The sequence below is a fragment of the Nocardia sp. NPDC056541 genome, assembly GCF_042794235.1.
GTDB lineage: Bacteria > Actinomycetota > Actinomycetes > Mycobacteriales > Mycobacteriaceae > Nocardia.
The window spans coordinates 358,197-370,507 of record NZ_JBHTUD010000007.1 but is presented as its reverse complement, the minus strand read 5'-3'; the positions used below and the strand labels follow the sequence as shown (position 1 = coordinate 370,507).

Genomic DNA, 12,311 nt, shown 5'->3' with positions numbered 1-12,311 from the left:
GATGTTCGGCGGCACCGAGGTTGTCGCGTCGGCCATGTCGCGAGCGGTTCGGCTATGGCTGCGCCGCCCGTGGCTGCGCGGGTGGCCGGATCTGATACAGCACCGCGAGTCCGGCCGCGGCGCCGACGGTGATGGCCAGTGCCACCTGCCCCGGCACTCGATCGGCGACGGCGGTGCTGCCCGTCGGCCAGTGCCGCTGCCCGGTAGGAATCGACCACAGGATCGACGGCAGGTACAGCGCACCGAGCGCCAGCATCGCGCTCGGCAGGTAACTGACCCGGATCGAGCCGATCGCGAAACCGGTGACACAGGTCAGCAGCACCACCCCGGCCGTCCACACGAATGCCCACGGAAGACGCTCGGCCACAATGGCGAAACCGCAGATCACGGCGACGCCGAGTAACACGCCCCACGGTGTCGCCCACCGCAGGCCCGCCAGGATGGCGACCACACCGACCACCAGGACGAGGACGAGATGCCAGCCGAGGCGGGGTGCGTCACTGAGTGAATCGGCCGCGGCGGCGACGCTCACGGCGATCAGCACACCGGTGCCGTCGCGGCCCGGCAGGAGCGCGGCGGCCACGAACGCCGCCACGAGGGTGACGATCACGGCGAGCGCGACCTGCCAGGAGTTTCCGCGGCGGCCGTCGAACTCGCGGCCCAGCCACTCGGTGGCGATCAGCAGCGACAGCGACAGCACGGTGGTGGCGATGATCGGGGCGATCGGCAGATCCGCCGCCATCCGTGGCACCGCGGGCAGCATGATGCCGTGCCGATGGCGCGCGGTGTTCACCGCCAGCAGCACGACGGCGGAGCCGATCAGCCAGAACGGGGTGTGCACGGCCTTGTCCGCCGTCGCCGCGGCGTTCGAGGTGAACACCGCCACGACTTCGCCGTAGACGAACACGACCAGGACCCCGAGCCCGAAACCGACCGCGGACCAGCGCATCCGCCACGCGCAGATGCACAGCGCCCCGAACAGCACACCGCCGCACAGCGAGTCGATGTAGTTCTGGGTGGTGAGTACGTCGGCGGAGGTCATCGCCTCGCCGATGAAGTAGTTGATCGCCAGCGCCGCCGCCCCGCCCGTCGCGGTGAGCCAGATCAGCCCCGGCCGGGTGATCGGCCTGGCCAGCACGGCGACGACGACAGCGACGATGAGACCGAGTGCGGCCGCGCGGGGAACGCTGTTGATCAGACTGGTGACGCGGTACGGCGAATCGATCGACGAATCGTCACCGAAGCTGAACGGCAGGAACAGCGACATCCCCGCGGCCGCGGCGCCGGCGAACGCCGTGACCACGTCCAGACCATCACCGATCTTGGGCACCGTGCCGACGTTACCGGCGACACACGCCCGCACCGGGGATGTCGCGGCCGGATCAGGGTGGCGAGTTCGGCCTCAAACCCTGCTCTCGGCATAGCGACGCAGCGATTCGACCTGCGCGGGGTCGAGGGACGGCCGCACGCTCGCGCGGGCGGTGGCCACGTCCTCGGCCGTGACGTCGGCGGCGGCCATATCGCGGCGCAGTGCCGAGAGCGCGGCCTCGCGCAGCAGGGCGGCGCAGTCGGCGGCCGAGTAGCCGTCGAGATCCTCTGCCAGCGCGGCCAGGTCGACATCCCGGGCCAGCGGTACCGAGCGTCCCGCCGTGCGCAGGATCTCGAGCCGGGCCGGGCCGTCCGGTGGCGGGACGAAGACGAGGCGGTCGAGCCGACCCGGCCGCAGCAGTGCGGGGTCGATCAGTTCGGGGCGGTTGGTCGCGCCGACCACCACCACATCACGCAGGGGTTCGACGCCGTCGAGTTCGGTGAGCAGCGCGGCGACCACCCGGTCCGACACCCCGGAGTCGCTGCTCTGGCCGCGTCGGGGGGCGAGCGCGTCCACCTCGTCGAGGAAGATCAGCGAGGGTGCCGAGTCGCGGGCCCGCTGGAACAACTCGCGCACCGCGCGTTCGGAGGAGCCGACCCACTTGTCCATCAGCTCAGCGCCTTTCACCGCGTGCACGCTGAGCTGGCCGGTCCCTGCCAGCGCCCGCACCAGGAACGTCTTGCCGCAGCCGGGTGGTCCGTAGAGCAGGACCCCGCGCGGCGGTTCGATGCCGAGGCGGGCGAAGGAGTCGGGGTGGCGCAGCGGCCACAGCACCGATTCGGTGAGTGCCTGTTTGGTTTCGATCATGTCGCCGACGTCGTCGAGGTCGAGCGAGCCGATCGCCAATTCCTCTGTGCCCGAACGGGACAGCGGGCGAATCACGTCGAGCGCGCCGATCAGATCGTCTTGGACGAGTTCGGGTTCGGTGTGCTCCCGGCTGGCCCGGCCTGCCGCGCGCACGGCCGCTTCCCGGCACAACGCGGTCAGGTCGGCCACCACGAAACCCGGTGTGCGTGCGGCGATCACGTCGAGGTCCAGTTTTCCCGCCGGCACCTTGCGCAGCAGCTGTTCCAGCAGTGCCCGCCGGATCGCCGCGGTGGGCAGCGGCAACGCCAGTTCGCGATCGCACAGATCCGGAGCGCGCAGACGCGAATCCACCTGTGTCGGATGGGCGGTGGTGGCCAGCAGGGCAACGCACGGTGCGCGCACCGCGGCCCGCAGCTGGTCGAGAACGAGGGTGGCGACGGGCTCGGCCTCGGCGGGCAGCAGCGCGTCGATATCGGTGATCAGCAGCACGCCGCCCTGTCCGGTGGCGACATCGGCCACCGCCTCGGCGACCTCACGCAGCCGGGTGCCGCTCTCGGTCGCGCCGACGCTCGGGCCGTCGAGCTCGACGATACGACGCGGTGCGACAACAGCTTTGGCGAAGGTGGCCTTGCCGACTCCGGCGGGTCCGGTGATGAGTACACCGAGATGGGCCGGTGCGCCGAGCGTCTTCAGCAACTCCGGCTCATCGAGAGCCAGGCTCAGCCATTCGGCCAGCTTGGCCGCCTGGCTCTGCACGCCCGCCAGATCCTCGATCTGGACCGGCGTGCTCCCCGAACTCACCTTCACCGCGCCGGATCCCGGCTGATCCGGCTCCGAAAACCACTGCTGACCCGGCGTGCTCGAAGGCTGGCGTACGTCGCCGTCACGTTCCACCGTGTGCTGGATCGCTGCCGCACCCGCACCCCAGCCGACGGCCGAATTCGGTTGCACGCTCACCGGTCCCGGCATGGGCTCGATCGCCGTCACGGTGAGCAGTTCGGTGGTCCAGGCGATCCCGAAGGCACGCGAGAGCGCCTGGGTGGCCGCCGAGGAACTGATATCGGGTCCGAGATCGCGCGGCAGCAGCGACACCGTGTCACCGACGGTCACCACCTTGCCGAGCAGCGCCTGCCGCAGGGTGGCCGCCGGGATGCTGGCCACAGCGTGCGCCGAGCCGCTCAGCGAGATCTGTCTGGCGCCGAAGACTGTCACCGGGGCGACCGTCACCGCCGCGTTCTCCCGCAGTCCCACATTCGACAGCGTCACGTCATCGAGCAGCGCCACCCCCGGCGGACTGTCCGCGGGCGCCTTCGCCACCACCGCCGCGGTCCGGCGCGCGCCGATCAGCGCGATGCCGTCCCATTCGCGCAGGCCGAGCGCAGTGAGCGTCTCGGGGTGCAGGCGCACCACCCCGCGACGAGCGTCGGCTGCGGAGGGATTGAGCCGGGCGGTGAGCGAAAGTTCAGCCACCGCCCCATTCTGCCCTTCTCGCCGCGATCAGGAATCGATAGGCCGACGGCAAGGTCAGACGGCCATTCTGGCTGACATGACGAACTATCGCCGCCAGTCGGTACGCTGCACCGGACGCGCCGGAGGTGCCGGCGCCGCGATCTACCGGGGAAAGCAGCAGATGAACCGAATCTCCCTCGCCGTTCTGGCCGCCGGGGCACTGACCCTGACCTTGGTCGGGTGCGGGTCCGACGACTCCGCTGATGCGAGCGGGCTGCGCAAGGGCACGCCGAGCTCCAGCGCGTCCGCCACCGCCACCAAGGCGCCCACGTCGAGCGCGGCGCCGAGCTCGGCCGCGGCGGGCACCGACATCACTTGCACACAGTTCAAGACGCTCGACCCGGACGGCGAGAAGAAGGCCATCGATCAGATCCTCGCGGCACACCCCGGCGGTCCGTTCGAGGGCAGCCCCAACGTGGCGCTCAGCACTGTGAAGCTGGTCTGCCTCGTCCCGGCCAATGCCGACAAGCCGGTTGCCGACGCCGCCGGGATGAAGCCCTAGCCATCGCTCAGCCCAGCAGCGATTGCCAGTTCGCGGGGACCCGCGCGGCCGGTCCGGGGACCGACTGATCGGTGGGATGGCTGGTCGGCGCGGCGAGCTCGGGACCATCGCTGTACATCTCGCCGCTGGCGAAGTTGTAGAACCAGTCCTCGCCCGGTTCGTAGCTCTGCATGAACGGGTGCGCGGTGGCCTCGAAATGCTTCGTCGCGTGCTTGCTGGGAGAGCTGTCGCAGCAGCCGACATGCCCGCACTCGGCACAGCGGCGCAGATGCACCCACCAGCCGCCGCTCGCGTCGCATTCGACGCACCCGGCGCCGCTGGGCGGCACGCTCGGATCGATCCCCGCGTCAGCCATCTAGACCTCCTGTAGTAGGTGTGCTGACATCCTCCGCCGCCGGGTGCAACGGCAGGCGGACGATGAAGCGCGTGTTGCCGGGTTCCGATTCCACCCGGATGTCACCGTTGTGCTTGTTCGCCACGATCCGGAACGAGATGTCGAGACCGAGACCGGTACCGTCGCCGACCGGTTTGGTGGTGAAGAACGGCTCGAAGATCCGCCCCCGCGCCTCGGGGGGAATGCCCGGCCCGGTGTCCCCGATTTCGATCGCGGCGCAGTCGTTCTCCTTGAAGGTGCGGATCGTCAGGGTGCCCTCGCCGCCCATCGCGTAGACGGCGTTGTCGATCAGGTTGGTCCACACCTGGTTGAGTTCGGCGGCGAAGCAGGGGATCGGCGGCAGCGCGCGGTCGTAGTCCTTCACCACGCGGATGCCGTCACCGAGTTTGCGGTTGAGCATCACCAGGGTGGAATCGAGCAGTTCGTGCAGGTCGACGACCTGATAGGGCGCGCGATCCATCTGCGAATACTGTTTGGCCGCCCCGACGAGAGTGGAGATGCGGGTGGTCGAGTCGAAGATCTCGTTCATCAGCAACTCGGTCTCGATGGTGTAGTTCAGCCAGCGCACGGCGCCCTCGAACACCGGCGCCTGGCAGGCTTCCAAGGTCGCGTGCACACCCTCCAGCCAGTCGGTGTCCAGGCCCGCCTGCACGAAGGTGGGCGCCAGATTCCAGCCGTCGGCGATGCCGCGCTCTTCGAACCAGTCGGCCAGCGCGTCCTCCCGATCGGCCGCTTCCAGTGGGCTGAGGTCGGGTGCCTTGGCGACCTGGTCGGCGGCCTGCTCCTGCATCTCGACGAGCTTGACCAGCGCGTCGGCCGGGAACTTGCCCTCGGCCATCATCTTCAGCTTGTGCCGCATCCCGGCGACGCGTTCGCGCAGGCCGGAGGTGGCGCGCACCGCGGCGGCGGCGGGATTGTTGAGTTCGTGGGTGAGCCCGGCCGACAGCGATCCCAGGGCGAGCAGCCGTTCGCGTTCGGCGATCCGCTGGTTCGACTTCTGCCCGCCGAAGAACGCGCCCTCGAGCAGGTGCACGGCCATCGGGAACCACTCGTGCATGATCCGGGAGAAATCGGCCGCGTCCATGACCAGGAACCGGGAGCGGCGCAGCACGTACATCGAGCCGTTGTAGTCCTGGTTCGCCCGATCGCCCAGGTAGGCCATCCAGGCGCCCGCGTACACCCCGCGATGGTCGGTGCGGTTGATCTCGATCTCCACCCCGCCGGACAGTTTGGTGAGCCGGACCTCGCCGTCGATCAGCACGTAGAAGCAGGTGGCGGGTTCGCCCTCGCGAAACACCGGGCCCGGTTCGACGTACTCGATGCGCCCGATGGCGCACAGTTCGGCGAGCTGGGAGTCGTCGAGCTTCTCGAACAGGAACAGGGTGCGCAGTTCTTCCGGATCGCAGATCATGGAGTCCTCACTCACGCTGTCTCAATGGGCATGATCGGGCGGCCTGCGTGGTTACGCTCCGCTACCGCCTCCGGCCGCTGACCTCTCATGCCAGATACCGGTGGACGAGCATGACCGCCATCGCGCCCTCGCCGACCGCCGAGGCGACCCGCTTGGCGGATTCGGCGTGCACATCGCCCGCCACGAACACGCCGGGGACGCTGGTCTCGAGGTGTTGCGGCGGGCGCGGCAGTTCCCAGCCGGGTGGTCGCGCGCCGTCGACCATCAGGTCGGGCCCGGCCAGCACGTATCCGGCGGCGTCTCGGGTGACGACGCCGTCGAGCCAGCCGGTCTGCGGCGCGGCGCCGATGAACAGGAACAGCCGTTGCGCGTCGACCTTGTCTTCGGTGCCGGTGCTGTTGTCGCGCAGAACGATGCGTTCCAGGTGTGTGTCACCGTCGACGCCGACGACCTCGGTCTCGGTGTGTACGACGATGTTGGGGATGGCCGCGATCTGCCGGACGAGATAGTGCGACATCGACTTGTCCAGCGAGTCGCCCCGGACAACCAGGTGCACGCGACGCGCGTTGCGGGACAGGAACACCGCGGCCTGTCCGGCCGAGTTGGCCCCGCCGACGATGTAGACCTCCTGTTCGGCGCACTCGGCCGCCTCGGTCATCGCCGAACCGTAATACACACCGCGCCCGGTGAATTCGTCCACACCCGGTGCCGGATGGCGTCGATAGTCCACGCCCGTAGCGATCAGAACCGTATGCGCGCACAGCTTTCCACCATCGGCGAATCGCACGGTGCGCGCCGACCCGTTGATCTCGAGCGCGACCACATCGCGAGTGGTGATGATCTCCGCACCGAATTTCGCCGCTTGTCGCCGCGCCCGATCCGCCAGCTGTGACCCCGAGACCCCGTCGGGAAATCCGAGATAGTTCTCGATCCGTGAGCTCTGCCCCGCCTGTCCGCCGGTGGCCGTGCGCTCGACCAGCACGGTGCGCAAGCCCTCCGACGCACCGTAGACCGCCGCGCCGAGTCCGGCGGGTCCGCCGCCGACCACGATCAGGTCGTAGAAGTCCCCGCTGGGTTCGACGGTGAGCCCGACGTTTTCGGCGAGCTCGCTGTCGGTCGGCTGGATCAGGGCGGTGCCCGCGGCCGTGATCACCACCGGACAGGTCAGCGGATCGGCACCCGCCGCCTCCAGCAACCGGGTGCCCTCCGGCTCGTCGACCGGATACCACCGATACGGCAACTGATTGCGCGCCAAGAACTCTCGCACCTGCGAAGACCGCGGCGACCAGCGATCGCCGACGACCTTGGTCTCGTACACCGGCCGCTGCTCGGCGCTGCGCCACACCTCGAGCAACCCGTCGATCACCGGGTAGAGCTTCTCCTCCGGCGGGTCCCACGGCTTGAGCAGATAGTGGTCGAGATCGATGACATTGATCGCGTCGATCGCGGCGTCGGTGTCGGCATAGGCGGTGAGCAGCACCCGGCGTGCGTAGGGGTGCAGGTCCATCGCCTGTTCGAGGAATTCGATGCCGTCCATGCCGGGCATCCGGTAGTCGGCGATCAGCACCGCCACGGGCTGCCCGCGCAGTTTCATCTCGCGCAGCGCCTCGAGTGCCTGCGGTCCCGATTCGGCCCGCAGAATCCGGTAGTCGGCGCCGTAGCGGCGGCGCAGGTCCCGCACCACGGCGCGCGATACGCCGGGATCGTCGTCAACGCTCAGAATGGCCGGTTTGGTTACCGAGGGAGTGCTCACCCGATCGAGTATCCCCCTGCTGTGAGGTAGCCGTCAGAGCTGGTGGTGGAGGACGAGGTCTAGTTCGGTGGGGGTGAGCAATCGTTCGAGGCGTTCCTCGCGTTTGAGACGGGTGCCGCGGGGCACGAACGCGCTGGGGAGCGCGAAGGCGTCGTCCGGTCCGATGCTCGGCAGGAGCGGGACCTCGTTGATGTGCCTGCGTGGCAGGAGTGAGCGCAGTTTCACGGCCGATCACCTCGGGTTGACGACGGGAACGCTGGAGGCTGAGCTTCGTCGATCAGCAAACGTCGGTAGCGAAAAGTTTGCCAGCATGTCCGAGTTGGTGCAAGCGGGACAAGGTGGACACGGCGAGCCAACCGGTCGGTGGCCTGCTTCGGCGCAGGCCACCCCGGTTTTGTGAGAATTTGCTGATCGGTTATTTCCAGGCGGGCATGGTGACAACCTGTGCCGCATAGGACAGCCCGGCGCCGAAGGCGATCAGCAGCGCGGTGTCGCCCGGCTTCGATTCGCCCTTGCGCAACAGCGCCTCCATCGCGAGGGGGACCGATGCTGCCGAGGTGTTGCCGGAATCCTCGATGTCGTTGGCGAGGGCGCAGTGCTCCGGTAGCTCGAGCACCCTGGCCATGATCTCGATGATCCGGCCGTTGGCCTGGTGCGGGATCATCGCGTCGAGGTCGCCGGTGGTCAGGCCCGCGCGGTCGATCGCGTCGCGGCACACCTTCTCCAGCGAGTGCGCGGCCCAGCGGAACACCGCGGTGCCCTCCATCGTGAGATAGGGGCGCACCGCGTCGGTGCCCTTCTCCTCGATCTCGTCGAAGAACTCCACCCAGTCCTTGGTCTGGCGGATGGCGTGGTGCTGAGTGCCGTCCGAACCCCACACGGTCGGGCCGATGCCCTGTTCGGTGGACGGGCCGACGACCACCGCGCCCGCGCCGTCGGCGAACAGGAAGGCCGTCGCGCGGTCGGTGAAGTCGACGGTGGGGGTGAGTTTTTCGACGCCGAGCACCAGCACGTGATTCGAGGTGCCCGCCCGGACCAGGTCCGATGCCATGCCCACCGCGTGACAGAACCCGGCGCAGCCCGCCGAGATGTCGAAGGCGGCCGCGCCGGTCATGCCCAGCTCGGTGGCGATGCGTGGGCCGATGGCCGGGGTGAGCATCAGATGGGTCGACGTCGCCACGATGACGCAGTCGATCTGGTCGACCTGCACCCCGGCGGCGGCGATCGCGTCGCGCGCGGCGGCGACGCTCATGGACTGGATGGTTTCCTCGTCCGAGGCGAAGCGCCTGGTATGGATGCCGGACCGGGTGCGGATCCACTCGTCGCTGGAGTCGATCGGCCCCGCTACCTCGTCGTTGGTGACCACCCGAGCCGGGCGGTAGACGCCCAATCCGAGGATGGCGGTGTGCTCAGTACCCGTCGTCTGGGCGATTCGAGCCATTGTGCGTCTCCTATGTACCTGTCAACCTGCGGCAGTACCGCTGGGTGTACCCGAAGCATCGAAATCTGTCCCTCATCGCCCGTGACCCGTACGTGGACACCATGTGAACGCTCAGACATGAGGCTTCCTCATATTAGCGTCTCATGATCAGAGTGTCGATTGTCACAGTGGAGCCGGGGGTATCTTGGGGATAAGGCGATTGCTCGCCGACCCTTCGAGGGATCGAGGACAGCATGCTCGGACTCGGCATCATCAGTTGGATCATCATCGGCGGTCTGGCCGGTTGGATCGCGAGCAAGTTCATGAAGACCGACGCGCAGCAGGGCATCCTGCTCAATATCGTGGTCGGGATCATCGGCGGGCTACTCGGCGGCTTCGTGCTGAGTCTGTTCGGCGTCGATGTGGAAGGCGCGGGCTGGATCTTCAGCTTCATCACCTGTCTGGTGGGCGCCTGCGTGTTGTTGTACCTGGTGAAGCTGTTCACCGGGCGTAAATCGGTCCACTGACCACAGGTGCTTGCCCCGGGCTTCCCGTAAGGTGTGATCGCTTGTAGTCATCACACGAAAGAGGGAGCCCGTGGCACGCCGCCCCACCCCGCCCGGCACGCCCGATACCACCGGCGTCGGACATGTCGTCGACTTGGTGCGGGCCGCTGTACCCCCACTACATCCCGCCGGACTGCCGTTCGTGGCGGTGCCGTTGGCAGTGGCGGTCATCGGCGGACGTAATAAATGGGTGCGGAGGGCCGGTCTGGCCTCGGCCGCCGCCTGCGCCGCTTTCTTCCGCCACCCGCATCGCGTGCCGCCGAACCGGGCGGGCATCGTGGTCGCGCCCGCCGACGGTGAAGTGGCGCTGGTCGACACCGCGGTGCCGCCCGTCGAACTCGGACTCGGCGATCAGCCGTTGCCGCGCGTCAGCATCTTCCTGTCGGTGCTCGATGTGCACGTGCAGCGCGTTCCGGTGTCCGGAACCGTGCGCGAGGTGCTGCATCAGCCGGGCAAGTTCCTCTCGGCCGATCTGCCGGAGGCCTCCGACGCCAACGAGCGCAACAGCATGGTCATCGACACCGCCGACGGTAAGCAGGTCGTCGTGGTGCAGATCGCCGGACTGCTGGCCCGTCGCATCGTCTGCGACGCCCGCGTCGGTGACCTGCTCACCATCGGTGACACCTACGGCCTGATCCGGTTCGGGTCTCGCGTCGACACGTACTTCCCGATCGGCACCGAACTGCTGGTGGCCCCCGGGCAGCGCACGATCGGGGCCGAAACAGTCCTGGCTGTGCTGGGATGATCGAACAGGCTCGCACAGCACCTCGCAAACGACCCCGCTCGGTGCGATTGCTGCCGAGCGTCGTCACCATTCTCGCGCTGTGCGCCGGCCTGTCGGCAGTGAAGTTCGGGCTCGACGGTGAGCTCGGGATCGCGCTGGCGATGGTCGGTGCCGCCGCCGTGCTCGACACGCTCGACGGGCGGCTCGCGCGCATGCTCGACGCCACCAGCAAGATGGGCGCCGAACTCGATTCGCTCTCGGACGCGATCTCGTTCGGCGTCGCGCCCGCGCTGGTCATCTACGTGACCCTGCTCGACGGCAACAGCGCGGGCTGGATCGTCGCGCTGTTGTTCGCGGTGAGCCTGGTCTTGCGCCTTGCCCGCTTCAACACCCTGCTCGACGACGATTCCCGGCCCAACTGGGCGCGTGAGTACTTCGTCGGTGTCCCCGCGCCCGCCGGAGCGCTGATCGCGCTGGTGCCGATCGCGCTGAAGGTGCAGTTCGGCGACGGCTGGTGGGACGGTTTCGCCTTCGTCGCCGCCTGGACGGTCTTCGCCGCGCTGCTGTGCGTGAGCACCATCCCGACCCTGGCGATGAAGTCGGTGTCGGTCGCTCCGCAGGCCGCGGCCGGGCTGCTGGTGCTCACCGCGCTGGCCGCCGCGCTGCTGGTCACGTACCCGATCGTGCTGCTGCTGATCTTGGTCGCGCTCTACCTCGCGCACATCCCGTTCGCCTGGCGGTCGGCCCGCTGGGTGGCCGCGCGGCCGGAGACCTGGCAGCACAAGCCGGCTGAGCGGCGGGCCCAACGGCGGGCGCAGCGACGGATGCCCGCGATCCGCCGACCGGCGATCCGCGGCTCGGCGCGCCTGCGCCTGCGTCGCCCGCGCAACGACGACTGACCAGGCATCCGACCCTCGCGACTGGACGTTTCGACATGGAGCAATCAACGCCACCTCCGCCACCCGAGGACCCCGCGGCGCCGGCCAGCGATATCACTGAGTTTCTGGAGCATCGGCCGCGGCTGTTCTCGCTTGCGTACCGGATGTTCGGTGCGGCGAGTGAGGCCGAGGACGTCGTGCAGGAGGTATACCTGCGGTGGGCGCTGGCCGACCACGCCGAGATCGCCAATACCGAAGCGTGGTTGACGACCGTCACCGTGAATCTGTGTCGTACTCAGCTCGTTTCGGCTCGCGCCCGGCGCGAGACCTATGTCGGGCAGTGGCTTCCGGAGCCGGTACCGACCGGCGGCGGCGCGCTCGGTCCGCTGGGCACCGTCGAGGAACGCGAATCGGTGTCCCTGGCGGTGCTCACCGCGATGGAACGGCTCAGCCCGATCGAACGCGCCGTGTTCGTGCTGCGCGAGGCGTTCGGCTACTCCCATGCCGAGATCGCGGAGATGCTCGACCTCACCGTGGCCAACACCCAGCAGATATTCCATCGGGCCGGTCAGCGGGTGCGCACCGGTAAGCAGCGCTTCGTGGTGTCGGCCGAGCACGCGCGCACGATGATCGAGAAGTTTCTGCAAGCGGCCTCGACCGGCGATGTGGCCGGTCTGCGCGAACTGCTCGCCGACGACGTGGTGTCGGTCGCCGATGGCGGCGGCCGGGTGGTCGCGGCCAAGATCCCGGTGGTCGGTGGCGATGTGGTCGCGCGCTACCTGTCCAACCTGCGGCGTTTCCTCAGCCCCAAGTCGCGGTTCGAATTCACCGAGATCAACGGCGACGTGGGCCTGATCCTGATCCAGGACGAGATTCCGGCCGGTGTACTCGTGTTCGACTTCGACGAAGCGGGCTCGATCGCGGCGGTCCGCACGGTCGTGAACCCGATCAAACTGGGCGCCATAACCATGTGATCCA

The 12,311-nt window shown here is 68.5% G+C and carries 12 protein-coding genes; 5 read left to right on the top strand and 7 right to left on the bottom strand.

The features are described from left to right. Positions 1 to 52: 52 nt before the first annotated feature. Entirely contained in the window at positions 53 to 1,330 is a 1,278-nt protein-coding gene (locus tag ACFQ9R_RS15355) for a hypothetical protein (RefSeq protein ID WP_378991204.1), read from the bottom strand. 72 nt (positions 1,331 to 1,402) lie between these two features. Further along, positions 1,403 to 3,646 (bottom strand): AAA family ATPase, encoded by a 2,244-nt coding sequence (locus tag ACFQ9R_RS15350; protein WP_378991202.1) that lies wholly within the window; start codon positions 3,644 to 3,646, stop codon positions 1,403 to 1,405. Positions 3,647 to 3,722: 76 nt separating this feature from the next. Here ACFQ9R_RS15350 and ACFQ9R_RS15345 point away from each other — a divergent pair, with 76 nt between their 5' ends. Then, positions 3,723 to 4,187, top strand: coding sequence for a hypothetical protein (locus ACFQ9R_RS15345; RefSeq protein WP_378991201.1), 465 nt, complete (start codon positions 3,723 to 3,725; stop codon positions 4,185 to 4,187). Positions 4,188 to 4,194: 7 nt separating this feature from the next. On the opposite strand, the gene ACFQ9R_RS15340 is transcribed toward ACFQ9R_RS15345, so the two are convergent. The 5 genes from ACFQ9R_RS15340 to ACFQ9R_RS15320 all read right to left on the bottom strand — a co-directional run bounded on the left by ACFQ9R_RS15340 (position 4,195) and on the right by ACFQ9R_RS15320 (position 9,186). Next, complete coding sequence (locus ACFQ9R_RS15340; protein ID WP_378991200.1) at positions 4,195 to 4,542, bottom strand: UBP-type zinc finger domain-containing protein; 348 nt, start codon at positions 4,540 to 4,542, stop codon at positions 4,195 to 4,197. Next, the gene (locus tag ACFQ9R_RS15335) at positions 4,535 to 5,992 is read right to left on the bottom strand and encodes an ATP-binding protein (protein WP_378991251.1); all 1,458 of its coding nucleotides are present in this window, start codon (positions 5,990 to 5,992) and stop codon (positions 4,535 to 4,537) included. Before ACFQ9R_RS15335 ends, ACFQ9R_RS15340 begins: the two co-directional genes overlap by 8 nt. A gap of 85 nt (positions 5,993 to 6,077) precedes the next feature. Continuing rightward, the gene (locus ACFQ9R_RS15330; protein ID WP_378991198.1) at positions 6,078 to 7,745 is read right to left on the bottom strand and encodes an FAD-dependent oxidoreductase; all 1,668 of its coding nucleotides are present in this window, start codon (positions 7,743 to 7,745) and stop codon (positions 6,078 to 6,080) included. A gap of 33 nt (positions 7,746 to 7,778) precedes the next feature. Next, positions 7,779 to 7,970 (bottom strand): hypothetical protein, encoded by a 192-nt coding sequence (locus ACFQ9R_RS15325; protein WP_378633833.1) that lies wholly within the window; start codon positions 7,968 to 7,970, stop codon positions 7,779 to 7,781. Between the two features lie 190 nt (positions 7,971 to 8,160). Further along, a complete protein-coding gene (locus ACFQ9R_RS15320) occupies positions 8,161 to 9,186 on the bottom strand; it encodes a beta-ketoacyl-ACP synthase III (RefSeq protein ID WP_378991197.1) in 1,026 nt (341 codons plus the stop codon). Positions 9,187 to 9,419: 233 nt separating this feature from the next. Between ACFQ9R_RS15320 and ACFQ9R_RS15315 the strand changes: the two genes are divergently transcribed. The 4 genes from ACFQ9R_RS15315 to ACFQ9R_RS15300 all read left to right on the top strand — a co-directional run bounded on the left by ACFQ9R_RS15315 (position 9,420) and on the right by ACFQ9R_RS15300 (position 12,307). After that, the gene (locus ACFQ9R_RS15315; protein WP_101465422.1) at positions 9,420 to 9,692 is read left to right on the top strand and encodes a GlsB/YeaQ/YmgE family stress response membrane protein; all 273 of its coding nucleotides are present in this window, start codon (positions 9,420 to 9,422) and stop codon (positions 9,690 to 9,692) included. Positions 9,693 to 9,762: 70 nt separating this feature from the next. Then, entirely contained in the window at positions 9,763 to 10,476 is a 714-nt protein-coding gene (locus tag ACFQ9R_RS15310) for a phosphatidylserine decarboxylase (protein WP_364403759.1), read from the top strand. Continuing rightward, the gene (locus ACFQ9R_RS15305) at positions 10,473 to 11,354 is read left to right on the top strand and encodes a CDP-alcohol phosphatidyltransferase family protein (RefSeq protein WP_378633841.1); all 882 of its coding nucleotides are present in this window, start codon (positions 10,473 to 10,475) and stop codon (positions 11,352 to 11,354) included. Before ACFQ9R_RS15310 ends, ACFQ9R_RS15305 begins: the two co-directional genes overlap by 4 nt. A gap of 35 nt (positions 11,355 to 11,389) precedes the next feature. Continuing rightward, positions 11,390 to 12,307, top strand: coding sequence for an RNA polymerase sigma-70 factor (locus ACFQ9R_RS15300; RefSeq protein WP_378991196.1), 918 nt, complete (start codon positions 11,390 to 11,392; stop codon positions 12,305 to 12,307). The last annotated feature ends 4 nt before the right edge of the window (positions 12,308 to 12,311 follow it).